This window comes from Streptomyces fulvorobeus, assembly GCF_013167895.1.
GTDB lineage: Bacteria > Actinomycetota > Actinomycetes > Streptomycetales > Streptomycetaceae > Streptomyces > Streptomyces fulvorobeus.
Genome location: NZ_BLWC01000001.1, coordinates 1,254,791 through 1,278,449 on the forward strand (window position 1 = coordinate 1,254,791; position 23,659 = coordinate 1,278,449).

Annotated in this window: 21 protein-coding genes and 2 pseudogenes; 11 read left to right on the top strand and 12 right to left on the bottom strand. The window is 72.5% G+C overall.

Features of this window, described 5'->3' with window-relative positions:
* Positions 1 to 107: 107 nt before the first annotated feature.
* Positions 108 to 1,208 carry an amidohydrolase family protein gene (locus tag Sfulv_RS05620; protein WP_173312221.1) on the bottom strand — a complete coding sequence of 367 codons (1,101 nt, stop codon included), beginning with the start codon at positions 1,206 to 1,208 and terminating at the stop codon, positions 108 to 110.
* A gap of 104 nt (positions 1,209 to 1,312) precedes the next feature.
* Between Sfulv_RS05620 and Sfulv_RS05625 the strand changes: the two genes are divergently transcribed.
* The 6 genes and pseudogenes from Sfulv_RS05625 (at position 1,313) to Sfulv_RS05650 (ending at position 7,021) form a co-directional block, all read left to right on the top strand.
* Positions 1,313 to 2,419 (top strand): pyridoxal-phosphate-dependent aminotransferase family protein, encoded by a 1,107-nt coding sequence (locus Sfulv_RS05625; protein WP_173312224.1) that lies wholly within the window; start codon positions 1,313 to 1,315, stop codon positions 2,417 to 2,419.
* Positions 2,420 to 2,799: 380 nt separating this feature from the next.
* The gene (gene ectA / locus Sfulv_RS05630) at positions 2,800 to 3,264 is read left to right on the top strand and encodes a diaminobutyrate acetyltransferase (RefSeq protein WP_371874633.1); all 465 of its coding nucleotides are present in this window, start codon (positions 2,800 to 2,802) and stop codon (positions 3,262 to 3,264) included.
* Between the two features lie 34 nt (positions 3,265 to 3,298).
* A complete protein-coding gene (gene ectB / locus Sfulv_RS05635) occupies positions 3,299 to 4,567 on the top strand; it encodes a diaminobutyrate--2-oxoglutarate transaminase (RefSeq protein ID WP_173312229.1) in 1,269 nt (422 codons plus the stop codon).
* Between the two features lie 63 nt (positions 4,568 to 4,630).
* Positions 4,631 to 5,029, top strand: a complete 399-nt coding sequence (locus Sfulv_RS05640; protein ID WP_136328578.1) for an ectoine synthase — start codon at positions 4,631 to 4,633, stop codon at positions 5,027 to 5,029.
* A gap of 3 nt (positions 5,030 to 5,032) precedes the next feature.
* Positions 5,033 to 5,925, top strand: a pseudogene (thpD, locus tag Sfulv_RS05645) (ectoine hydroxylase).
* Between the two features lie 85 nt (positions 5,926 to 6,010).
* On the top strand, positions 6,011 to 7,021 hold the full coding sequence (locus Sfulv_RS05650; protein ID WP_173312232.1) for a VOC family protein: 1,011 nt from the start codon (positions 6,011 to 6,013) through the stop codon (positions 7,019 to 7,021).
* Positions 7,022 to 7,026: 5 nt separating this feature from the next.
* Here the strand turns inward: Sfulv_RS05650 and Sfulv_RS05655 are convergent, their stop codons facing one another.
* Both Sfulv_RS05655 and Sfulv_RS05660 read right to left on the bottom strand, forming a co-directional pair.
* Positions 7,027 to 7,260 carry a hypothetical protein gene (locus Sfulv_RS05655; protein ID WP_173310079.1) on the bottom strand — a complete coding sequence of 78 codons (234 nt, stop codon included), beginning with the start codon at positions 7,258 to 7,260 and terminating at the stop codon, positions 7,027 to 7,029.
* A 14-nt stretch (positions 7,261 to 7,274) separates the two neighbouring features.
* Entirely contained in the window at positions 7,275 to 8,342 is a 1,068-nt protein-coding gene (locus Sfulv_RS05660) for an alkene reductase (RefSeq protein ID WP_173312235.1), read from the bottom strand.
* Positions 8,343 to 8,519: 177 nt separating this feature from the next.
* Here Sfulv_RS05660 and Sfulv_RS05665 point away from each other — a divergent pair, with 177 nt between their 5' ends.
* The gene (locus tag Sfulv_RS05665) at positions 8,520 to 9,029 is read left to right on the top strand and encodes a MarR family winged helix-turn-helix transcriptional regulator (RefSeq protein ID WP_173312238.1); all 510 of its coding nucleotides are present in this window, start codon (positions 8,520 to 8,522) and stop codon (positions 9,027 to 9,029) included.
* Between the two features lie 18 nt (positions 9,030 to 9,047).
* On the opposite strand, the gene Sfulv_RS05670 is transcribed toward Sfulv_RS05665, so the two are convergent.
* Positions 9,048 to 10,118: an aminotransferase class V-fold PLP-dependent enzyme gene (locus Sfulv_RS05670; protein WP_173312241.1), complete on the bottom strand. Its 1,071-nt coding sequence runs from the start codon at positions 10,116 to 10,118 to the stop codon at positions 9,048 to 9,050.
* Positions 10,119 to 10,857: 739 nt separating this feature from the next.
* A complete protein-coding gene (locus Sfulv_RS05675) occupies positions 10,858 to 12,378 on the bottom strand; it encodes an aldehyde dehydrogenase (NADP(+)) (RefSeq protein ID WP_173312244.1) in 1,521 nt (506 codons plus the stop codon).
* Between the two features lie 158 nt (positions 12,379 to 12,536).
* On the opposite strand from Sfulv_RS05675, the gene Sfulv_RS05680 reads away from it, so the two are divergent.
* The 4 genes from Sfulv_RS05680 (at position 12,537) to Sfulv_RS05695 (ending at position 15,243) form a co-directional block, all read left to right on the top strand.
* Positions 12,537 to 13,307, top strand: coding sequence for an IclR family transcriptional regulator (locus tag Sfulv_RS05680; protein WP_173312247.1), 771 nt, complete (start codon positions 12,537 to 12,539; stop codon positions 13,305 to 13,307).
* A gap of 3 nt (positions 13,308 to 13,310) precedes the next feature.
* The gene (locus Sfulv_RS05685; RefSeq protein ID WP_173312250.1) at positions 13,311 to 13,784 is read left to right on the top strand and encodes a GNAT family N-acetyltransferase; all 474 of its coding nucleotides are present in this window, start codon (positions 13,311 to 13,313) and stop codon (positions 13,782 to 13,784) included.
* 173 nt (positions 13,785 to 13,957) lie between these two features.
* Positions 13,958 to 14,530 (top strand): SigE family RNA polymerase sigma factor, encoded by a 573-nt coding sequence (locus Sfulv_RS05690; RefSeq protein ID WP_173312253.1) that lies wholly within the window; start codon positions 13,958 to 13,960, stop codon positions 14,528 to 14,530.
* Positions 14,530 to 15,243, top strand: coding sequence for a hypothetical protein (locus Sfulv_RS05695; RefSeq protein ID WP_173312256.1), 714 nt, complete (start codon positions 14,530 to 14,532; stop codon positions 15,241 to 15,243). The genes Sfulv_RS05690 and Sfulv_RS05695 overlap by 1 nt, the downstream gene beginning before the upstream one ends.
* A gap of 18 nt (positions 15,244 to 15,261) precedes the next feature.
* Here the strand turns inward: Sfulv_RS05695 and Sfulv_RS05700 are convergent, their stop codons facing one another.
* The 7 genes and pseudogenes from Sfulv_RS05700 to Sfulv_RS05730 form a co-directional block, all read right to left on the bottom strand.
* Entirely contained in the window at positions 15,262 to 16,365 is a 1,104-nt protein-coding gene (locus tag Sfulv_RS05700) for a pectinesterase family protein (protein WP_173312259.1), read from the bottom strand.
* 93 nt (positions 16,366 to 16,458) lie between these two features.
* Positions 16,459 to 17,759, bottom strand: a pseudogene (locus Sfulv_RS05705) (pectate lyase family protein).
* A gap of 34 nt (positions 17,760 to 17,793) precedes the next feature.
* A complete protein-coding gene (locus tag Sfulv_RS05710) occupies positions 17,794 to 18,591 on the bottom strand; it encodes a rhamnogalacturonan acetylesterase (protein ID WP_173312262.1) in 798 nt (265 codons plus the stop codon).
* A gap of 113 nt (positions 18,592 to 18,704) precedes the next feature.
* The gene (locus Sfulv_RS05715) at positions 18,705 to 20,039 is read right to left on the bottom strand and encodes an ABC transporter substrate-binding protein (RefSeq protein WP_173312264.1); all 1,335 of its coding nucleotides are present in this window, start codon (positions 20,037 to 20,039) and stop codon (positions 18,705 to 18,707) included.
* 63 nt (positions 20,040 to 20,102) lie between these two features.
* Positions 20,103 to 21,659 (bottom strand): glycoside hydrolase family 43 protein, encoded by a 1,557-nt coding sequence (locus Sfulv_RS05720; protein ID WP_173312267.1) that lies wholly within the window; start codon positions 21,657 to 21,659, stop codon positions 20,103 to 20,105.
* Positions 21,656 to 22,483: a DUF6807 domain-containing protein gene (locus Sfulv_RS05725; protein WP_173312270.1), complete on the bottom strand. Its 828-nt coding sequence runs from the start codon at positions 22,481 to 22,483 to the stop codon at positions 21,656 to 21,658. Before Sfulv_RS05725 ends, Sfulv_RS05720 begins: the two co-directional genes overlap by 4 nt.
* Entirely contained in the window at positions 22,480 to 23,655 is a 1,176-nt protein-coding gene (locus Sfulv_RS05730; protein WP_173312273.1) for a Gfo/Idh/MocA family protein, read from the bottom strand. The genes Sfulv_RS05725 and Sfulv_RS05730 overlap by 4 nt, the downstream gene beginning before the upstream one ends.
* Positions 23,656 to 23,659: the final 4 nt, after the last annotated feature.

A 23,659-nucleotide genomic window follows, 5' to 3' on the forward strand; every position in this document is an offset into this window, starting at 1 on the left:
GCGCGGCGGTTGACGGACCCGGGGTGCGCGCGGGAGTTCTCCCACCGCACGGGCCCGCCCAGAACACCGGCTGTCAACACGGCGCCGCACCCGGGCCGATCATCGGGTCAGCCGATCACACGGCCGTTCAGCACGATCCTTCGGGGCGCCGCAAGCACCCGTACATCCGCGCGCGGGTCCTCGTCGTACACCACGAGGTCGGCGGGGGCACCCTCCTCCAGGGCCGGCCGGCCGAGCCACCGCCGCGCGCCCCAGGCCGTGGCCGAGAGGGCTTCGAGGGGCGGGATGCCCGCCTTGACCAGTTCGGCGACCTCCGCCGCGACCAGACCGTGGGCCAGCGAGCCGCCCGCGTCGGTGCCGACGAAGACCGGGACGCCCGCGTCGTACGCGGCGCGCACCGTGTCGTAGCGGCGCTCGTACAGCCGGCGCATATGGGCCGACCAGCGGGGGAACTTCGCCTCACCGCCCGCCGCCAGGGCCGGGAACGTGGCGATGTTGACCAGGGTCGGCACGATCGCCACGCCGCGCTCGGCGAAGAGCGGGACGGTGTCCTCGGTCAGTCCCGTCGCGTGCTCGACGCAGTCGATCCCGGCCTCCACGAGATCGCGCAGCGCCGCCTCGGCGAAGCAGTGGGCGGTGACGCGGGCTCCCAGCCGGTGGGCCTCGGCGATGGCCGCCTCGACCTCGCCGCGCGGCCAGCACGCCGTCAGGTCCCCGGCCTCGCGGTCGATCCAGTCGCCCACCAGCTTCACCCAGCCGTCGCCGCGCCGCGCCTCCCGCGCGACGAAGGCGACGAGGTCGCCCGGCTCGATCTCGTGGGCGTAGTCACGGATGTAGCGGCGGGTCCTGGCGATGTGGCGGCCTGCCCGGATGATCTTCGGCAGCTCCTCGCGGTCGTCCATCCACCGGGTGTCGGAAGGCGATCCGGCGTCCCGGATGAGCAGGGTGCCGGCCGCACGGTCGGCGAGGGCCTGCCGCTCGGCGGTCGCCGCGTCGACGGGGCCGTGGCGGTCGAGGCCGACGTGGCAGTGCGCGTCCACCAGGCCCGGCAGCGCCCAGCCGGTGACGGTCACCGCGTCGTCCGCGCCGGGCGGCCGCTCGTAGGAGATCCTGCCGCCGACGGCCCACAGTCCGTCCCGCACCTCGTCCGGGCCGACGAGCACCCGCCCCTTCACCCGCAGGACCCGCGGCTTCTCGTGATCACTCATAGGCGGCACTGTACGAGGCCCTCGGTACCCTCGACCCTGCACTGTTCGCACCTGGTCGGGCCGACCGCGCGCGAACCCCTGACCGATCCGAAGAGAGCACCACCGTGACGCACCCCTTCCTCGACCTCGCCCCTCTCAGCGCCGCGCACTTCGCGGCCGTCGAGCGGCGGGTGGCCGGCCTCCTCGCCACGGAGGCGGACGTCGTGATCATGCAGGGCGAGGCGCTGCTGCCCCTCGAAGGCTGTGTCCGGGGCGGCGCCCGGCCCGGTTCGACCGCGCTGAACATCGTCACCGGTCCCTACGGACAGACCTTCGGCAACTGGCTGCGGGACTGCGGGGCCGAGGTCGTCGACCTCGCGGTGCCGTTCCACACGGCGGTCACGGCGGACCAGGTGGCGGAGGCACTGGCCGCGCACCCCGGGACCGACTTCGTCTCGCTGGTCCACGCCGAGGCGGCGACCGGCAACACCAATCCGGTGGCGGCGATCGGTGAGGTGGTACGGGCGCACGGCGCGCTGTTCATGCTGGACGCCGTCGCCTCGGTGGGCGCCGAGCCTCTGCTGCCCGACGCCTGGGGCGTCGACCTCTGCGTGATCGGCGCGCAGAAGGCGATGGGCGGCCCCGCCGGAGTGTCGGCGGTGTCGGTGAGCGAGCGCGCCTGGGAGCGCCTCGCCGCCAACCCCCGGGCTCCCCGGCGCTCCTACCTCTCCCTCCTGGACTGGAAGGAGCGCTGGATCGACGCCGGCCGCACCGTCCTGCCGCACGCGCCCGCGCAGCTGGAGATGCTGGCGCTCGAAGCCTGCGTGGAGCGGATCGAGCGCGAGGGTCTGGCAGCGGTGACCGCCCGCCACGCCTCGGCGGCGGCGGCGACCCGGGCGGGTGTCCTGGCCCTCGGCGGGGGCTTCGGTCCGTACGTGGAGGATGCCCGGGACGCGGCGCCGGTCGCCACGACCCTGCGGGCCCCGGCGGGTGTCGACGCCGCCTCGCTGGTCGCGCGGGCGCTCTCGGCCGACCCGTCACTGCCGCTGGTCGCGGGGGGCGGGGCGCTGGCCGGGGAGATGATCCGGGTCAACCACTACGGTGCGGACGCGACGCGGGGCGCGGTGCTGTCCTCGCTCACCGCTCTGGGGTCGGCGCTGGCCGAACACGGCCGGCAGGTCGATGTCGAGGCTGCCCGCAGCGCCGTTTCGGAAACCTGGCCCAGTGAATAGACCAGAGAATTAACCAATGCGGGAAGCTGCTTTGAAGAAAGCAGCTTCCCGCATTCTTTTGCCCGCCGCACCTGACCCTAAACGTGAGAGCTTCCACAAGATCCATCTACGCGTTTCGGGCACATCCCCGGTGGGTCAATAGCCTGTGACCGACTCCACATTCCCGGCGTTATGCCGGATAAATACAGGACAAACAGTGACGATTCCCCTGTCTGTCGCATGGGGCACGCGCCCGCGCGATAACACAAGGATTCCGTTCACCCAACCCCTTCCCTCGATGCAATTTAGTTTTTTGCTGGGTAAATTCGATTCCCATGACCGCCGCACCAGCAGATTGTGCAACTACCCGAAGCGAATTCCTCAGCATCGACACCCCACGAGTGGAGGACGGAGCCGCGATCTGGCGCATCGCCCGCGACTCCGAGGTCCTGGACCTCAACTCCTCGTACAGCTACCTGCTGTGGTGCCGTGACTTCGCGTCGACCTCCGTGGTCGCCCGCGACGAGAACGGCGACGTGATCGCCTTCGTGACGGGCTACCTACGCCCCGACCGCCCGCAGACGCTCGTCGTCTGGCAGGTGGCCGTCGACCAGGCGCACCGCGGGAAGGGGCTCGCCGCCACCCTGCTGGACGCGCTGACCACGCGGGTCACCGCCGACCAGGGACTGGTCGGCGTGGAGACCACCGTCACCCCGGACAACACCGCGTCCGACCGGCTGTTCACCTCGTACGCGCTCCGGCACGACGTGGCCCTGGAGCGCGAGGTGCTCTTCGACAGCGGGTTGTTCCCCGAGGAGGCGCACCTGCCGGAAGTGCTCTACCGCATCGGCCCGTTCCACGCCTGAGCACCCCACCCCCCTCACCCGCAGGAGATCCGCTGTGACCATCACCCCGCCCGCCCTCAGTGTCTTCGAGACCCTCGAGTCCGAGGTACGGAGCTACTGCCGTGGCTGGCCCGCCGTCTTCGACCGCGCGCAGGGCGCCCGGCTGACGGACGAGGACGGCCACTCGTACCTCGACTTCTTCGCAGGTGCCGGCTCACTCAACTACGGCCACAACAACCCGGTGCTGAAACGCGCGCTGATCGACTACATCGAGCGCGACGGCATCACGCACGGCCTGGACATGGCCACCACGGCCAAGCGCGCCTTCCTGGAGACCTTCCAGAACGTGATCCTGCGCCCGCGCGACCTGCCGTACAAGGTCATGTTCCCCGGCCCGACCGGCACCAACGCCGTCGAGTCGGCGCTGAAGCTGGCCCGCAAGGTCAAGGGGCGCGAGTCCGTCGTCTCCTTCACCAACGCCTTCCACGGCATGTCGCTCGGCTCGCTCGCCGTCACCGGCAACGCCTTCAAGCGGGCCGGCGCCGGCATCCCGCTGGTGCACGGCACGCCGATGCCGTTCGACAACTACTTCGACGGCCAGGTCCCGGACTTCCTCTGGTTCGAGCGGCTGCTTGAGGACCAGGGCTCCGGGCTCAACAAGCCCGCCGCAGTGATCGTGGAGACCGTCCAGGGCGAGGGCGGCATCAACGTCGCCCGCGCCGAGTGGCTGCGCGCGCTCCAGTCCCTGTGCCACCGCCAGGACATGCTGCTCATCGTCGACGACATCCAGATGGGCTGCGGCCGGACCGGCGCCTTCTTCTCCTTCGAGGAGGCCGGGATCACCCCGGACATCGTGACGCTCTCCAAGTCGATCAGCGGCTACGGGATGCCGATGGCCCTCTGCCTGTTCAAGCCGGAGCTGGACATCTGGGAGCCGGGCGAGCACAACGGCACCTTCCGGGGCAACAACCCGGCCTTCGTCACCGCCGCCGCCGCGCTCGACGCCTACTGGGCGGACGGGCAGATGGAGAAGCAGACCGTGGCCCGCGGCGAACAGGTCGAGCAGGGCCTGCTGGCCATCTGCGACGAGAACCCGGCGTCCGGCGGCCACTTCCGTGGCCGCGGACTGGTCTGGGGCCTGGAGTTCCCCGACCCCGCGCGCGCCTCCGCCGTCTGCGCCCGCGCGTTCGAACTGGGTCTGCTCCTGGAGACCTCGGGCCCGCGCAGCGAGGTCGTGAAGCTGCTGCCGCCCCTGACCATCACCCCCGACGAACTGGACGAGGGCCTGCGCACGCTGGCCCGCTGCGTCCGAGAGACCGCCTGACCCCGGGGAGACCCGGGCGGGCGCGAAGAAGCACCACCGCAGAGAGAAAGGCACCAACCCACCGTGATCGTCCGATCGTTCAGCGACATCGAGAACACCGACCGGCATGTGAAGGCCGCCTCAGGCACCTGGGAGAGCAAGCGCATCGTGCTCGCCAAGGAGAAGGTGGGCTTCTCGCTCCACGAGACCGTGCTGTACGCCGGCACGGAGACGTCCATGTGGTACGCGAATCACATCGAGGCCGTGCTGTGCACCGAGGGCGAGGCCGAGCTCACCAACGACGAGACCGGCGAGAAGCACTGGATCTCCCCCGGCACGATGTACCTGCTGGACGGCCACGAGCACCACACGCTGCGGCCCAAGACCGACTTCCGCTGCGTCTGCGTCTTCAACCCTCCCGTCACCGGACGGGAGGACCACGACGAGAACGGTGTCTATCCGCTGCTGACCGAGGAGGGCTGAACCATGACCACACACGTACGCGCAGACCTGTACCCGTCGCGCGGCGCCGCCGAGATGACCACTCCCCGCCAGGACCCGGTCATCTGGTCCGCGCCCGGCGCACCAGGACCGGTCGCCGTAAAGGACCTCCAGGGGTTCGAACGGGACGGATTCCTCACCGTCGACCAGCTGATCACACCGGACGAGGTCGCCGTCTACCACGCCGAGCTGAACCGGCTGATCAGCGATCCGGCGGTGCGGGCCGACGAGCGCTCCATCGTCGAGCCGCGGTCGCAGAAGGTGCGTTCCGTCTTCGAGGTCCACCGGATCAGCGAGGTCTTCGCCCGGCTGGTCGCCGACGAGCGGGTGGTGGGCCGGGCCCGCCAGATCCTCGGCTCGGACGTGTACGTCCACCAGTCGCGCATCAACGTGAAGCCGGGGTTCGGGGCCTCGGGCTTCTACTGGCACTCGGACTTCGAGACCTGGCACGCCGAGGACGGTCTGCCGAACATGCGGACCGTGTCCGTCTCGATCGCGCTGACCGAGAACCACGACACCAACGGCGGGCTGATGATCATGCCCGGTTCGCACAAGACGTTCCTCGGCTGCGCGGGGAGACCCCGCGGGACAACTACAAGAAGTCCCTGCAGATGCAGGACGCCGGCATCCCGTCGGACGGGGCGCTGACGAGGATGGCCGACCTGCACGGCATCAAGCTCTTCACGGGCCCGGCCGGTTCGGCGACCTGGTTCGACTGCAACTGCATGCACGGCTCGGGGGACAACATCACCCCGTACCCGCGCAGCAACGTCTTCATCGTCTTCAACAGCGTGGAGAACGCGGCGCAGGAGCCCTTCGCGGCCCCGGTCCGCCGTCCGGAGTTCATCGGGGCGCGGGACTTCACTCCCGTGCGGTGACGGGTGCGGTTGAGGGTGGTGTCCCAGGGGGCACCGCCCTCAACCGGCTGGACCGGGAACACCCCGGGAGGCGAAGGTGGCGTCCATGACTTCTCATGTGCGCCACATCACGATCGACTGCGCCGACGCCTATGAGCTGGCGGGCTTCTGGGCCGGGGTGCTGGGTACGCGGGTCTCCGACGAGGACGCGCCCGGTGACCCCGAGGCCCTGGTCGAAGCGCCGGGCGCCGCCCTGCTGTTCATCACCGTGCCCGAGCCGAAGAGCGGCAAGAACCGCCTCCACCTGGACATCCAGCCCGACGACCGATCCCGGGACGAGGAGGTGGAGCGGCTCCTGGCGCTCGGCGCCACGATGGTGGGCGACCACCGCAAGCCGAACGGGCGCGGCTGGGCGACCCTGGCCGACCCGGAGGGCAACGAGTTCTGTGTGGAGTGCGGGGCCGCCGAACGCGCCCGGCTGTCCGGGACCCGGCTGCCGGTCACCGCGGACGATGTGACCTCTGCGGTGCGGCTCGCGGTGGACACGCTCGCGGCGTCGCCTGCCGGTGACTGGCGCGTCCCGGCGGGTTCCCTGGACTGGGACTGCTGGGAGACCGTGGAGCACCTGAGCGACGACCTCTTCGCGTACGCCGTGCAACTCGGCCCGCGCAAGCGGCCGTTGACGGGCGAGGTCCCCTACCGCTGGGCCCCGGAGCGCGAGGGCGGGCCCTGGAACGCGGTATTCGCGGACCCGGAGGCGGGAACCGCCGGACTGCTCCAGACGCTCGAAGCGAGCGGCGCCCTGCTGGCCGCGATGGTACGGACCGCCTCCCCCGCCGTCCGCTCCTACCACTCGTACGGAGTGTCGGACCCGGAGGGCTTCGCCGCGATGGGTGTCGTGGAGACCCTCGTGCACACCCATGACGTCGCCGCGGGCCTCTCACTCCCCTGGGCCCCGCCGCGCGACCTCTGCGACCGGGTGCTGGCCCGGCTCTTCCCCGACGCCCCGGCCGACGCGGACCGGTGGACCGTACTGCTCTGGTCCACCGGCCGGGCCGCGCTGCCGGGCCGTGACCGTGTCACCTCGTGGAAGTGGCACGGCGCGCCGCTCGGCTGAGTGCGCTACCGGTGGGAGAACCAGCGCGCCGCCGGGAGGAGCCTCCCGTCGTAGTCGAACACCGCCTGGTTCTCCCACGCGTTGCCGGACGACGGGTCGGCCGGGTCCCAGCCGCTGCCGACGACGCGCTGATCGTGCCCGGCGACTACAGCCGGGCGGGAGGTGACTACAGCCGGACGGGAGACGAGGCCGCAGCCGCGCACTGGTGCGGCGCGAGTCGGCGTAGGAACGGGCGCCATGAGGGCTATAGGCACTACGCGTCGAGCGGCGCGTAGTCCGTGTAGCCCTTCGCGTCGCCGCCGAAGTAGGTGGCGGGGTCGGGGGTGTTGAAGGGGCCGCCGGCCTTGAGCCGGGCCGGCAGGTCCGGGTTGGCGAGGAAGAGGGCGCCGTAGGAGACGAGGTCGGCGATTCCGTCGTCGATCACCGTGTGGTCCCCGGGGCCGGTGGGGCCGTCGGTCCGCACGTTGAGGACGAGGGCGCCGCTGAACTGCTTGCGCAGCGCGAGCGTCAGTTCGCGGATCTCGACGCCTTCCAGCAGGTGCAGGTAGGCGAGCCCGAGCGGCTCGATCTCGCGGACGAGCGCGGTGTAGACGGCTTCCGGCGCCGGCTCCTCGATCCCGTTGTACGGGTGGGAGGGCGAGATGCGCAGCGCGGTCCGCTCCGGGCCGATCTCCGCGGCGACGGCCTTGACCACCTCGACGGCGAAGCGGGCGCGGGCCTCGTCGGAACCGCCCCAGGCGTCCTGGCGGAGGTTGGTGTTGGGCGCGAGGAACTGGTGGATCAGATAGCCGTTGGCGCCGTGCAGTTCGACGCCGTCGAAACCGGCCTCGACCGCGCCCCGGGCGGCGGCGGCGAAGTCGGCGATCGTGGCGCGCACCTCGGCGTCGGTCAGCTCGTAGGGCTCCACGAAGTCCTTCGGGCCCTCCTGGGTGTAGACCTGCCCGGGTGCGGTGACCGGGGAGGGCCCCACCGGCACCAGTCCGTCCGGCAGCAGCACCGGGTGGCCGATCCGGCCCGCGTGCATGAGCTGGGCGAAGATCCGGCCGCCGGCCGCGTGCACGGAGTCGGTGACCCGGCGCCAGGACGCTATCTGCGCGGGGCTGTGCAGACCGGGGGTCGAGGGGTAGCCCTGGCCCACGGGTGAGGGCTGGATGCCCTCGGTGATGATGAGGCCGGCCGAGGCGCGCTGCGTGTAGTACTCGACGGTCAGCTCCGTGGCCGTACCGCCCTCGCCCGCCCTGCTGCGGGTCATGGGCGCCATGGCGATCCGGTTCGCGAGCGGCGTGCCCGCGAGGTCGACGGGGTCGAAGACAGTGGTCACGAAAGACTCCCAGAAATATGTGGTCGACCAATATTGGGTCGGCCAAGTAAGCGCTCCGCCGCCACTCTAGCCCATTACTTGGCCGGCCAAGGTAAAGTTTCCGCAGGGGGCACGGAACGGCGCGAACGACGCGGTCCGCCCCCGCACCCGCCGAGCGCCACCCCTGAGGAGTTCCCGATGGACATCGATTCCGCAGCCGCCGCAGAGCCCGCGTGTACCGAGCTCCTGACGCCCGGGGCCGCGCGCGGCGGCCCGGTCAGCCACGCCCTCTCCCGGGTCGCACGGCTGCACCGGATCGCGGCGGGCAGACTGCTCAAGGACCTGGGCCTCTACCCGGGCCAGGAGCATCTGATGATGCACCTGTGGGACTCCGGGGCCGTACGCCAGGCGGACCTGATCAAGGCCATGGACCTCGACCCCTCGACGGTGACGAAGATGCTCCAGCGCCTGGAGCAGACCGGGTACGTCCGCCGCCGACCGGACCCGGACGACCGCAGGGCCGTCCTGGTCGAGGCCACGGACGGCAGCTGCTCGCTGCTCACGGACGTCCGGTCCGCGTGGGCGAGCCTGGAGGAGCACACCCTCGCGGGCCTGGACCCCGCCGAGCGCGCGGAGCTGGCCCGCCTCCTGGGCAAGGTGGAGGGGAACCTCTGCCAGGAGACGGCCGGCTGCCCCGGCACCCTCTAGCGGGCGCGCTCCTGCCGCTCAGCCGCCCAGAGCGTCCAGGGCGTCCAGCGCCCGGTCCACGTCGGCATCGGAGTTGTAGAGGTGGAAGGCGGCGCGCAGATTCCCGGCCCGGTCCGAGACCATGATCCCGGCCTCCGCCAGCGCCGGTGTGCGGCCACCGAGCCCGGGTACGGCGACGATCGCCGAGGTGCCGGGGACCGGCTCGTGACCGAGCTCCGCCAGGCCCTCGCGGAAGCGGGCGGCGAGCCCGGTGGCATGGGCGTACAGGGCGTCGATACCGATCTCCGCCAGCAGGGCGAGGGAGCGCTCGGCCCCGTGGTACGCGAGGAACGCGGGCGGTTCGTCGAGGGCGCGGGCGGTGGAGGCCAGCCGTTCGACCGGACCGTACGTGCTGCTCCAGGGGTCCTCCCCGGCCACCCAGCCGACGAAGAGCGGCGGCAGGGTGGCCTGCGCCTCCTCGGTCACCGTGAGGAAGGACGCCCCTCGCGGGCAGAGCAGGAACTTGAAACCGCCGGTGACCGTGTAGTCGTAGGCCCCGGCGTCCAGCGGGAACCAGCCGGCCGACTGGGAGGCGTCGAGCAGTGTCCGGGCACCGTGCGCGGCGGCCGCCGACGTGATGGCGTCGAGGTCGGCGACGCGGCCGTCGGCGGACTGCACGGCGGAGAAGGCGACGAGCCCGGTCCGCGGCCCCACCGCGTCGGCCAGCTTCTCCAGCGGGACGTACCGCATCCGCAGATCGCCGCGGAGCGCGAACGGGCTGACCACGGAGCTGAACTCGCCCTCGGGTGCCAGGACCTCGGTCCCGGGTTTCAGCGAGGCCGCGACCAGCCCGACATGGACGCTGACGGACCCGCCGGCGGCGACCCGGTCGGGGCCCACCCCGGCGAGCCGGGCGAAACCGGCCCGCGCCGCGTCCACCACGTCGAAGTCGCCGGCCCCGACCCGCACACCCGCGGCGTTCTCGTCGACGAGTGCCTTGACGGCCTGCACGGTACGGCGGGGCAGCAGCCCGCAGGTGGAGGTGTTGAGGTAGGTGGTCCGCGGCGCGAACTCGGCGGCGGCGGCCTGGCTGAGCGTGGTCGTCTGCATACGTCCAGCCTGGGCGCCCCTCAACTCGTAGTCAATCACCGAGAGTTGCGGGGCGCACCCAAGGACGGCTTATGCCCACGCCTGGCGGGCGGATCGCGAAGACGGAGGTTCCGGGCTGCGGAACCTCGCGGGAACCGTCCGCCTCGCAGGCCGCCACGTCATGGCCCACCGTGGTGAGCGCGGTTGCGGGACAGTCCTTAGGCGGGGAGCGAGTGCGGGGGCGTCACCAGCCGTGCGCGTTCATACGGATCCCGCGCTGGGCGGTTCTTCAAGTACGGGCGAATGCGGCTGTGCATCGCGGTGATGCTTCGGTCGCACTGTCCGGACTGCACGAGCGGGTACATCTCCAGGACACTCGGGCCTCGGTGTGCAGCTGGACGACGGCTGGGAGGTCGTCCGGGATCGCGGTTCTGATCATGAAGGGAGGGACGTACGGGCCCGTGTCGCGGTTGCCGGCATACGGCCCCGGGCTCGGTCCGGCACACGGGATTTCGCCGCCTCACCCCTGGGACGGCGCCTGGTCACACGGACGGCCGGAGCCGTACCGGGCTCCGGCCCCGGAGAGAGCCGCGAAGATCACCACGTGCACCCGGACCGGGATGGAGATGGGGAGCGCCAGGTCGCTGCCCGCCGTCCCGAGCAGTTCGCGGTCCGTCAGTCCGGCCGGCTACAGCGGCCGCCACCCTCCGGCCGGAGCCGGAGGGTGGCGGCCGCTACTCGGTTCGGGTGAGCACGGGACCTACTCGCGGTGGCCGTCCACCCTGCGGGGCAGGCCCAGCGGGTTGGACTCGCGCAGTTCCGGCGGCAGCAGCGCGTCCGGGGTCGTCTGGTAGGTGACCGGGCGCAGCCAGCGTTCGATCGCCGTCGCGCCCACCGAGGTCGAGGTGGAGGTGGTCGCCGGGTAGGGGCCGCCGTGGTGCTGGGCCGGGGCGACGGCCACGCCGGTCGACCAGCCGTTGACCAGGACGCGGCCGGCCAGCGGGGTCAGCGCGGCGAGGAGCCGTGCGGCGCTCTCGTCGGTCTCCTCACCAGCCGTCTGGAGCGTGGCGGTGAGGTTGCCGGGGAGGCGGGAGAGGACCGCGGTGATCTCCTCCTCGCTCTCGTAGCGCGCGACGACGGTGACCGGGCCGAAGCACTCCTCCAGCAGGGCGTCGTGCGGGCCCTCCTCGGTCAGCCGCCGCGCCGGTACGGTCAGGAAGCCCGGGGAGACGGTGTGCTCGCCGCCCGCGCCGGGGGTGACGGGCGCCGTGACGTCCGCGAGTTCGGCCCGTTCCCGTACACCCGCGACGAAGGCGTCCCGCATGCGCTGGTCGAGCATGACGGCGGACCGGCTGTCGCTGACCACGTCGGTCAGGGACTTGATCAGCTGGTCTCCCGTGCCGCCCGCCGGTACGAGGACGAAGCCGGGCTTCGTGCAGAACTGGCCCGCGCCCATGGTCATCGAGCCCGCGAGCCCGGCGCCGATCTGCTCGCCGCGCTCGGCGGCGGCGGCTTCGGTGACGACCACCGGGTTGAGGGAGCCGAGCTCGCCGTGGAAGGGGATCGGGGTGGGCCGGGCCGCCGCCGCGTCGAACAGGGCGCGTCCGCCCCGGACCGAGCCGGTGAAGCCGGCCGCCGAGACGAGCGGGTGCTTGACCAGTGCGACGCCCGCGTCGAAGCCGTGCACCAGGCTCACCACGTCCTCGGGCAGGCCGTGGTGAGCGGCGGCCCGGCGCAGTACGGAGGCGCAGAGTTCGGAGGTGGCCGGGTGGTCGGGGTGCGCCTTGACGACGACGGGGCAGCCCGCGGCGAGCGCGCTGGCCGTGTCGCCGCCGGGTACGGAGAAGGCGAGCGGGAAGTTGCTGGCCGCGTAGACGGCGACGACGCCGAGGGGGATCTTGTAGCGGCGCAGATCCGGCCAGGGCGGGGTCCGGCTGCCGTCCTCGTGGTCGATGTGGATGTCGAGATAAGCGCCCTCTTCCACGACCTCCGCGAACGCCCTGAGCTGCGCGGCCGTGCGTGCGAGCTCGCCGGTGAGCCGGGCCGGGCCGAGCGCCGTCTCGGCGTCGGCGGCCTCGATGACGTGCTCGGCGGCCTCCGTGAGCAGATCGGCCGCGGTACGCAGGAACGCGGCGCGCACCGTGCGGTCGGCGAGCGAGCCGCGTACGGCGTGGGCGGCCCGGACCACCCGGTCGACCTCCTCCGCTGTAGCCTCCTCCGCAACCTGCTCGCGCGGGTTCCCGGTTCGGGGGTCGACGCTCCAGACTGGTGCTGCTGCCACCGTGATTCCTTCCCGCTCCTCTACCGCACCACCAGGAGTTGTTCGGTATTCTGAACAGCGTTCCTGATCGTGAACTTACCGGGGACTCTATTTCCGGGCGATCAGTGTTGGCAAGAAGTCGCAGGGTTTTGCCGTGAGGGTCGGAAGGGGCGCAGGGCATGTCGGTTGCCGAGTCTGGTGGGGCGCAGGTCAAGTCCGCGGTGCGGACGGTCGAGCTGCTCGAGTACTTCGCGGGGAGCCCCGGTATGCACGCGCTGGCCGCCGTGCAGGAGGCCGTCGGCTACCCGAAGTCCAGCCTCTACATGCTGCTGCGGACCCTGGTCGAGCTCGGCTGGGTGGAGACCGACGCCACGGGCACGCGGTACGGGATCGGGGTGCGGGCCCTGCTCGTCGGCACGTCCTACATCGACGGCGACGAGGTCGTCGCCGCCGCCCGCCCCACCCTGGACCGGCTCTCCGACGACACCACGGAGACCATCCACCTGGCCCGCCTCGACGGGACGAACGTCGTCTACCTCGCCACCCGGCAGTCCCAGCACTACCTGCGCCCCTTCACCCGCGTCGGCCGCCGGCTGCCCGCCCACTCCACCTCGCTCGGCAAGGCGCTGCTGGCCACCCACAGCGACGAGCAGGTCCGCAAGCTGCTCCCGCAGACCCTGCCCGCGCTGACCGAGCACACCATCACCGACCGCGAGAAGCTCATCGGGGAGCTGGACGTCATCCGCGAGCAGGGTTACGCGGTGGACCGCGAGGAGAACACCCTCGGGCTGCGCTGCTTCGGCATCGCGATCCCCTACCGGACCCCGGCGCGGGACGCGGTCAGCTGCTCGGTGCCGGTGGCCCGGCTCACCCCGGGACACGAGCAGATGGTCAAGGACTCGCTCTTCGACGCCCGCGACCGGCTCACCCTCGCGACCCGCAGGCTCTGACCCGTGGATGTGACGCTGCGCGAGGTGCGCGACGGGGACCTGCCCCTCTTCTTCGTGTACATGAGCGACCCGGAAGCGACCCGGGTCGCGGCCTTCACGGCCAAGGACCCCACCGACCGGGCCGCCTTCGACGCCCACTGGGCCCGTATCCGGGCGGCCGGGAACATACTCATGCGGACGGTGCTCGCCGACGGGGCCGTGGTGGGCAACACCGGGGTGTACGGACCGCCGGACGACCGGCAGGTCACGTACTGGATCGACCGGGCCCACTGGGGTCACGGTGTCGCGACCGCCGCCCTGCGCGCGCTGCTCGCCCTCGTACCGGAGCGTCCGCTGCACGCGCGGGCCGCCGCCGACAACCTCGGCTCCATCCGGGTGCTGCGCAAATGCGGTTTCACCGTGACGGGCGGGGACCGCGGTTTCGCCGAGGCGCGCGGGGAGGAGACCGACGAGGTGCTCCTCACCCTGGACGCCTGAGCCGCGCCCCCGCGGAACACCCCCGGAGCGGCCCGCGGGAAACGGGTGAGCAGAGGCACGGACGCGAGGACCGCCGGGGCCGGGTCCCGCCCTCGTGTCGAAGCGCTTGCGCGGGGCGCTGGTACGCTCTCGCCCCGCCCGCCCTCCGTGGGGCGCTCCAGAGAGAGGTACGCGTGGACAGAGCCGTCGGCGATGCCGCTGCCGCCGAGTTCCATGAGTTCTTCGAGGCCCACTACGCCGAACTGGCCCGGCTCGCCCACATGCTGACAGGCGAGGCCGACGCCGCCGACGATCTGGCGGCGGACGCGCTGCTGGCGCTCTGGCACCGGTGGGACCGGGTGCGGTCCGCCGAGCACCCCGTGGCGTACGCCCGGGGTGTCGTGGCGAACCTGGCCAGGACCCGGATACGCGGCGCGGTGCGGGAGCGGCGCAGGGTGGCGCTGTTCTGGACCCCGCGCGGCGGCGCGGACGGCTTCGCGGCCGAGGGGCCCGACGTACCGGCGGTCGTCGACGTCCAGGAGGCCCTGCGCCGACTGCCGTTCCGCAAGCGGGCGTGTGTGGTCCTGCGGCACGCCTTCGACCTGTCCGAGCGGGACACCGCGCTCGTGCTCGGGATATCGGTCGGCACGGTGAAGAGCCAGACCTCGCGCGGTGTCGCGGAGCTGCAACGCCTGCTCGGACCGCACGGAGGCGCCGCGCGGGCGCGGGTGGCCGCCGCGGCGCGGCGCGGCGAAGGAAGGCACTGATGGACGACGAGCTGCGACGAAGGCTCCAGGGCGCGGCACGCGCCCACCGGCCGGACAGGGAACGGATGCGGGCCCGGCTGGAGCGCGGGATGGCGGACGAACGCCGGGTGCGCGCGGGGCGGGTTCCGCGTCTCCCCGGTACCCCGGTGCCGTGGCTGCGGATCGCGGGGGCGACGGCGGCGGTGTGCGGGGTGCTCGCCGCGGGCACGCTCGCGGTCACCTCGGCGGCCCGCGACGACAGCAAGGGCGCGCACCGGCTGGTGGGAACCGCTCCGCCGTCCTGGACGGCGCCCGCGCGGGGCGCCGCGCTGCCCGCCGACGACGGGCCGCTGCGGTCGGGCGGTTCGGTGAGCTCGGACAGGAACCGGTACTGGGCGCAGAGCCGGGTCACGGTGCGGACCGCCGCCCCTCTCCCGGCGCTCACCGTGGAGCTGCGGATCGCGCAGACGGGCGGGGTGAACAGCACCGGGGCCTGGCGTTCCCTCCCGGTGGAGGACTTCGCGGCATCGGTGCGGGAGGAGGGCGGCTTCCTCGTCTACCGCTGGACGCTGAAGCCGGGGCGGACCGCCCCCGCCGGTACGCACACGTTCGCGGGCCAGTACAACCACGCCGAGGGCGCCCGGGACTTCCGGGGCGACGACTACACGGCCCGCGCCGGCGCCCTGGGCGGACAGGCCGCCGTGGGCGGGGCCTTCACCCGGCAACTCCCGTGACCGGGACCCGGGGGATTCTCAGGGGTGAGGGTTCCAGTCGCCCAGGTAGGCGGCGCGCGTGTGCCGCCGCGCCTCCTCCCGGGTGAGCTGGGGGCGGTTCCCGGGGACCGGGACGCGGGCTCCGGGACCGGTGTTGGCGTACTCCGCGAAGCGCTGGTCCTGCCAGGGGTGGCCGGACGCCATGTCGGTGTACGGGGCGGTGGCGTCCGTACCCGGTCCGATGACCGACTCGCGTACGACGAGTGACGGACGCGCGGTGGGGTCGGAGCTCGGCACCCACGGCCTGGCCAGCTTGTAGGCCCCGTCCTGCGCGCCGCTGGTGAACCGGCACCGCACCGCCAGGAAGCCGTGCGGGTTGGCGCGGGCCGTGGAGGGGGCGAAGTACATGCCCTTGGGGGTGAAATCGACGTCCCGGTCCAGGGCGTGGAAGCGGCAGTGCTCGAAGACGCTGGTCCCCCGGCCGAAGACGAAGTCGACGTCACCCTCGGCGTAGCAGTGCGAGAAGTGGTGCCGGGCGAAGACGGGCAGCGAGAGCGTGTCGGAGTACAGCGTGTCCTGGTGGCCGAGGAAGCGGCAGTGGCGGAAGGCCGAGCGGTCGCCCATGACCTTGATGGCCACCGCCTGGGTGGCGGTGGTCCCCGGGTGGTCGGCGCGCAGCCAGTCGTTGGCGAAGGTGACCCGGTGCGCGGTGAAGTCCGCGGCCCGGACGGTGGTGGTGGCCGATCCGCTGGTGCCGTAGGTGCCGGAGCCGTCGGGCTTGGGGGTGCCGGCCGCGTTGCCGTACACGATGACCGTGGCGCGCGGGTCCTCGCCCGCCCCGATGAGGGTGAGGCCGGTGCGGGTCTCGGGGACGGTGACGGTCTCGCGGTAGAGCGCGGGGGCCAGGACCAGGACGTGGCCCGTGCCGGAGGCCGCGTCGACGGCGGCCTGGACGGTGGTGTGGTCGCCGCGGCCGAGCGGATCGACGTAGAGCGTCCGCGCGGTGAGCCGCCCGGACGGTGAGCCGTACCGGCCGAAGGGGGCCGCTCCCCCGGCGTGTGCCCGGGGCGCGAGGGCGAGTCCGGCGGTGGCGAGGGCGCCCGCGAGGAGGGAGCGGCGGGCGAGGGGGGTGTACGCGGTCATGCGGGAGGAACCTCCGGTGCGGCGCGGGGACGGGGAGGGCCGGGGCGGGCGTCGCCTGTGCGGTGCCCGCCCGCCCCGGCGGGGAGCGTGCGGTCAGCGGACCTTGCCCGCGCCGGCCTTCCTGGTGACGAGGGCGGGCAGTGCGCGCGGGTCGTCGACCCTGGTGCGGAGCTCGGGGGTCCAGCCCGCACCGGACGCCAGCTGCTCGGCCGGGTACTGGGCGTTGTGGACGGCGATCAGGTCGGTTGCGGTGCCGTTGACGTAGTTGCCGGAGGCCGTCAAGGGGCCTCCTTCCACTTCTTGAGGACCGTGCCGGCCCGCACGGACGGCGGCAGGGAGAAGGAGTTCCTCTCGGCGACGAGCTGGGACTCGATGCCGATGCCGAAGGAGTAGCCGTACTTCTGGCCCTCGGTGACCGTGAAGTGGTTGTTGTACGCGTCGACCTTGCCGAAGCGGACGCGCGGGGCGCGCTCGACGACGCCGTCGAAGTGGTTGTGGTGGAGGGTGACGCGCAGCTTGCCCCGGTCGTCGGCGCCCGCGCTGTCACTGTTGCCGATCATGAGGGTCTTGTCGTGGTCGGTGAGGACGTTCCAGGAGGCGGTGACGAGGTCGGCGCCCCGGACGATGTCCAGGAGGCCGTCGTGCTGCTGGTAGATCTCGCCGAAGTACGAGGGGAGGGTGGAGTCCGGGTAGCGGCCGTCGGTCAGGGTGTTGTGGTCGACCCAGACGTGCTGGGAGCCGTACACGACGACCGCGTCGTACTCGGAGTTCCAGGCGCCGGTGGCACCGTCGGTCGGGTCCCAGGCGGGGAAGCAGTCGAGGGGCGCCTCGATGGTGAGGTTGCGCAGGATGACGTTGCGCACCCCCTTGATCTGGAGGCTGGCACCCCTGATCCCGGCGCCCTTCCCCACGCCCACGATGGTCGTGTCGGCGGGGACGTACGCCATGATGCCGAGCTTCTGGTTGTCCGCCGAGGCGGCCCGCAGCTCCTCCTGCTCGCCGGTGAGCGGGGTGTCGAGGCCCCAGAGCGCCGGGTCGTAGTCGGCGAGGTACTGGTCGAAGTCGTAGCCGGGTGCCTCGAAGGACGCGCACCCCTCGGCGGTGGCGTCGATGGTGCCCTTGACCTTGATGATCGACGGGGCGCCCCCGGCGGCGGCGAGGGCGGCCCTGAACCCGGCCCAGGTGGTGACGGTGAAGACGTGTGTGGCGTCGGCCGCCGAACCACCGGTGGTTCCGGCGCCCTCGGAGGCCCAGCCGTCCTGCGCGGCGAGGGTCTGGCGCGCGGGGTCGGGGCGGTGGCCCCCGGCCTGCGCGGTCCCGGTGGCGGCGAGGACGAGGGCGGTGCAGCCGACCAGCGTGATCATGACGCGCCCATGACATTTCTGACTTCTCATCGTGCGGCTCTCCTTCGTACGGTTCAGGCACGGTTCAGGCTTGGGGCCAGGTGATCCAGGACTCGGGGATCTCGTCGTCGAGCCGGCGCACTTCGCGCGGGGCGAGCGCGCGGTGCTCCAGCAGCCCGGCCGCGACGAGCCGGGCCACGGCGATCGCGCCGGGCGGGTTGAAGTGGGTGTTGTCCTGCTCGGCCGGGGTCCAGTTGAAGTACGCCTTGGTCCGCTCGGCGCCGAGCTCCTGCCACAGGGCGAGCGAACCGGCCTGGATGTCGGCCAGCGCCACGTCCTCCTCCTCGGCCAGCGCCCGCATGGCCGCCGGGTACTCACCGTGGGTGGGCAGGGCCGTACCGCCCGCGTCGAACCTCCTGCGCTCCACCGGGGTGGCGAGCACGGGCAGCGCACCCCGGGCCCGCGCCCCGTCGACGTACCGCCGCAGGTGGTCCTGGTACGTCGACCAGGGCTCCGTGTAGCGCGTCGGGTCGGCGCTCTTCGCGTCGTTGTGCCCGAACTGGACGAGCACGAGGTCGCCCTCTCCGACGCCCGCCAGGAGCACGTCGAGCCGGCCCTCCTCGATGAAGCTCCTCGAACTGCGGCCGTTCACCGCGTGGTTGGCGACCTCCACGCCGTGCCCGAGGAAGAAGGGCAGGGCCATGCCCCAGCCGGTCTCGGGTGCGGCGTCGGCGTACTTGCGGGCGGCCGTGGAGTCGCCCGCGATGTGCAGGGTCCGGGGCCTCGGCCGGCCGCCGCCGCTCCGCGCGAAGGCGGGGGTGGCGGTGAAGGCGAGGGGCAGCGCGAGCAGCGCGGCTGCCGTCCTTCTGCGGGTGAGGGACATGGGGGGACTGCCTCTCTCGGGGGGTGGGGTGGTCCTGCGTCAGGTGGGACCGGCGGCGGGGCGCGACCCGTACCGCCGCCGGTCCCGGTCAGGGGGCGGCGGAGAGGGCCGGATCAGCCGTTGCCCAGCTCCTTCCACTCCTTCTGCGCGGCGTTCAGCTCATCGGCGATCTTGTCGAGGAACTGCTTGGCCGTGACCTTGCCGAGGAGCAGCTTCTGGAACTCCGGCTCGTTGTCGGCCTTGCTGATGTTGTTCCAGTCGGGCAGGTAGTACGGCAGCTGGACGATCGTGGTGGAGCCGTCCGTCAGGGACCTGGCACCGAGCGCGGTCGGCTCGGAGGCGGCGATCCACGGGTCCTTCGCCGCCTCGGTGTTGGCGGGGATGGCACCGGCCGACTCGTTCCACTTGCTGTTGGACTCGTGCGAGGCCGCGAACTCGATGAACTTCCAGGCCGCCGTCTTGTTCTTGCTCGCCCGGAAGAGGCCGAGCCCGTCGACGGGGTTGGAGACCTGCACGCGCCGGCCGCCGTCACTCAGCGGGTTGGGGATTCCGGCGAACTTGTCGGGCCCCAGCGCCTTCAGGTGGTCCTGGTAGGAGCCGAGGTTGTGGCTGAGCATCCCGATGCTGCCGGTGTCCCACTGGGCGACCATCTTGGTGAAGTCGTTGTTGACGTCGGCGGACGGCGTCGTCCTCTTGAAGAGCCCGGCGTACTTCTCCAGCGCGGCGACGTTCTTCGGGTCGTTGAGCGTCGTCTTGTCGCCCTTCCAGAACTCCGTGATGCCGGACTGGCCGTACGAGGCGTCGATGGCCTGGGCGATGGAGCCCGCGCCACCGCGGATGGTGTAGCCGAACTTGTTGTTCCTGGCGTCGGTCAGCTTCTCCGCCGCCTCGTAGAACTTCGCCCAGGTGGTGGGCGCCTCCAGGTTCGCGGCCTTGAAGAGGTCGGTGCGGTACCAGAGGGTGCCGTTGTTCGCGGAGGTCGGCACGGTGTACATGTCCTCGCCCCGGCCGCCGGCGACCTTGACGCTGTCGGCCATGGACTCGACGAGCTTGCCGTTCAGGCCGGAGCTCTTGATCCGGTCCTGGACCGGCTCCAGCGCCTCCTGCGAGACGATGTTGGAGAGGTACGCGGTGCCGACGCCACCCACGTCCGGGAGCCCGCCGCCCGCTATCGCGGTGTCGTACTTGGACTGGACGTCGGCGATCGGGATCGGGACGTACTTGACCTCGATGCCCGGGTTCTTCTTCTCGAACTCCTTGATGATCTCGGTCCAGACAGCTGTGCGCGGACCGCCGTTGTTGTCCCAGAAGGTGATCTCGCCCTTGCCGCTGCCCTCGTTGCCCGAGCCGCTGCCGTCGTCACCGCAGGCCGTGGCCGTCAGCGCGAGCACTGCCGTGAGGGAGACCGCTGCCGCGGTACGCCCCCGGTACGTCTTGGAGATGTTCATGGTCGGCTCTTCTCTCTCGGTTCGTTCGCCGTGCTGGTGATCGGGGGAATGCGGGGAGGAAGTTCAGTGCCGCGGCCGGTCCAGGGCGCGGAAGGCGGTGAAGTCGGCCGTTCCCGCGGGTCCCGGCCCCGGGGGCGCGGTCGCGAACAGTCCGAGGAGTGCGCCGACCCAGCGCCAGGGGGTCGCGGCGAACACCTGGCCGGAGGGACGGAACCCGCTGCCGTCACCCGTGTCGGCGAGGAAGCGGCAGCGGGCGCCGGCCGTGACGTCGACGCGGAGGCGGACCCGGCCGTGCGGAGCCGGGCGGGCGTGCTCGGCGTCGCGTTCGTGTCCGGCGACCGTCTCGGCGTACCGGTGCACGAGGCGCGGCGCCCCGTCCTCCCCCGCTTCGAGGCCGATCCAGCTGAACGCGTCGCCCAGCACGGCGACTCCGGCCTTGGCGCCCGGCTCGGCACTGTTCAGGACGAGCGCCGTCCCGACGGTGAACGTCTCGGCGGGCAGTCGCTGGACCAGCACGTTGGGCAGGGCCCGCAGGTCGTGCGCGTACGCGGTCCGTACGCAGCTGAGCCGCAGGCCGTCGCCGCCGTGCTCGACCGTCCAGCCGGCCCTGGGCGCCGCCGTCCACTGCCACTGCCGGCCGAAGCGGCCCCCGGGGAAGTCGTCGTCGAAGGCGGGCACTTCCGGGGGCCGCTCGGGGGCGAGGGGCTTGGTGTGTACGGAGACCGGTTCGCCCGCGTCGCCGATGACCGGCCAGCCCTCCGCGTCCCAGCGCATCGGCTGGAGGTGGACGACGCGCCCGTACGCCCCCTTGGCCTGGAAGTGCAGGAACCAGTCCTCGCCCCGCGCCGTACGCACCCAGCCGCCCTGGTGCGGTCCGTTGACCCCGGTGCCGCCCTGGGCGAGGACGACGCGCTCCTCGTACGGGCCGAAGAAGTCCCGCGAGCGGAAGGCGCCCTGCCAGCCCGTCTCCACCCCGCCGGCCGGGGCGAAGATCCAGAAGTGGCCGTCGTGGCGGTAGAGCTTGGGGCCTTCGAGGGTGAACCAGCCGGGTATCAGGTCGGCGTCGACCAGGGTCCTGCCCTCGTCGAGCAGCTCGCGTCCGTCAGGGCTCATCCGGTGCCCGGTGAGCCGGTTCTTGATCCCGGAGCGGGATTTGGCCCAGGCGTGCACGAGGTACGCCTCGCCGGTCTCCTCGTCCCAGAGCGGACAGGCGTCGATCAGTCCCTTGCCCGCCTTGATGAGGTGCGGCGCGCTCCACGGGCCCCGGATGTCCGCGGCGCTGATCTGCTGGACGCCGTGGTCGGGGTCGCCCCAGAAGATCCAGAACCGTCCGTCGTGGTGGCGCAGCGAGGGCGCCCACACCCCGCCGTCGTGGCGTGGCACGGTGAAGTCGGCGGCCGGCTCCAGGCGTTCGAGGGCGTGGCCGATGAGGGACCAGTTGACCAGGTCCCGGGAGTGCAGCAGGGGCAGTCCGGGGACCCGGCCGAAGCTGGAGGCGGTCATGTAGTAGTCGTCCCCGTCGCGCACGACGTCGGGGTCGGACCAGTCGGCGTGCAGGACCGGGTTGCGGTAGGTGCCGTCGCCGAGGTCGGCGGAGCGGAGCACGCTGTGGCCGTTCACGCCGTCACGACCCTGCGGACGTAGGCGTCCGCGGTCTCCCGGTCGAGTGTGCCGTCGGCGACGACGGTGACGACACGGCGTACCAGGGTGGCCCCCGCGGCTACGGTCAGCCGCCGGACGGCCGCGAGGGAGGAACCCACTCCCGGGTACTCCTGGCCGCGGACGAACCAGGGGTCGCGCCGGGTCTCCCCGGTCGCCCCGGCGAAGACGAGGGTCCAGCCGTCCCCGGCGAGGGCCACCCAGGCGGCGGCGCTGCCGTGCACGGCCTCCTCGCCGTCCAGCTCCGCGCCGAACACCACGGGAGGCGCGGGCTCCTTGGGGGCGCGCCAGAAGAAGCCGCCGTATCCGGCGCCCGGGCGGCCGTTGGTTGCGGGGCTGCCGATGGAGAGCCCGGTGGACCCCCGGTTGGTGAGGGAGAAGGAGAAGTCGAGCGCCCAGGCGGTGGGCGAGAGGGGGGTGACGGCCACCGTGCGGTGCTCGCGCAGCAGTTCGGCGCCGCCGGCCTCCCAGCTGAGCTCCTCCACGAAGCCGTCCGGGTCGCGCAGCTTCCACCCCAGGTGGCGCTGGACCCCGTGGTTGTCGAGTTCGGTGGGACCCTGGCCGCGGACGAAGGTGCGTCCGCCCCAGAAGTTGTGCCCGGCCACGTCGGGCACGGCGACGGAGGCACCGAGGTGGTGGATGTGGTCGGCGGGCCGCGCCTCCGTGACGGGGATGCCGGCCAGCGTGGTGACGGGGTGGAGGAAGGGGCGGCCGTCCTGGGCGGCGGGCAGGTGGCTGTAGCGGCCGACGGTGCGGCCCGCGCAGCTGAGCAGGGTGGTGGTCACGGTGTACTCACCTCGCTGGGGTGCGCCCAGGGGGCGCCGAGTTCGGAGAAGAGGCTGAGGGTGTCGGCGCCCGCGGCGACCAGGGCGTCGATGCCGCGTACGACACGCCGTGCCCCGGTGGTGGCCGTGGCCGGCTCGGTGTACCAGGCGCCGGCGGGCAGGGCGGCGGGTTCGGGGGCGGTGCGCACGGCCTCGACGACGCGCATGAACGCGCCGGTGCGGTGCGGGGGTACGAGGAGCGGGGTGCCGTGCGCGAGGTGGGCGGCCAGGTTCTCCAGCAGGTCGGTCCGCCCGTGCACGGCTTCCTCGGGGCCACGGCCGGCGCGCTGGACGAGGACCCGGTCCTGCTTGTACCAGAAGGTGATCCGGCCCCGGTCGCCGTGGACGATGACGTACGGTTCACCGGCCCGTTCGGCGCAGAGGGTGACCGCGGCGGTGACCGGCGCACCGCCCGCCGTGGTGACGCGGAGGCAGGAGGTGTCGTCGGCCTCGATGTCGTTGGCCCGGAACAGCTGCGTGTCGATGCCCGCCACGTCGTCGGCCGTCCCGCTGTCCGCGAGTTCCAGCGCGGTGGCGACGGCGTGGGCGAGGGGGTTGGTGAGGACCCCGTCGACCACGTCGGTGCCGCCGATCCTGCGGCGGCCGGCCCAGGGTGCCCGCCGGTAGTAGGCGTCGTCGCGGACCCAGGCACCGGCGGCGCCGTAGCCCTGGACGGTGCCGATCGCGCCGGCGCGGACCAGCTGCCGGATGGCGGGTACCGCGTGCGAGCCGAAGGACTGGAAGCCGATCTGGCAGGCGACGCCCGCCTCCCGTACCGCGTCGGTCATCCGGGTGTAGTCGGCGTAGGTGGCGGCGGGCGGTTTCTCCAGGAGGAGGTGGACCCCCCGTGCGGCGGCGGTGAGAGCCAGTTCGGTGTGCGTCTGGATGGGAGTGCAGACGACGGCGGCGCGGGCTCCGGTGGAGTCCAGGAGCGCCCCGAAGTCGGCGGACTGCGCCGGGGGTTCCCCGGCGAAGGTGCCGAGTTCGCCGGGGCCGAGCGGTGTCAGTTCGCAGATCCCGGCGAGCCGGACGACGCCCTGGTCCTGGAGCCGGCGGATGTTGGCGAGGTGCCAGCGCCCGTGGCCGCGGGCCCCCGCCAGGACGAGGGGCAGAGGGGTGGGGGGTGCGCTCATGTGG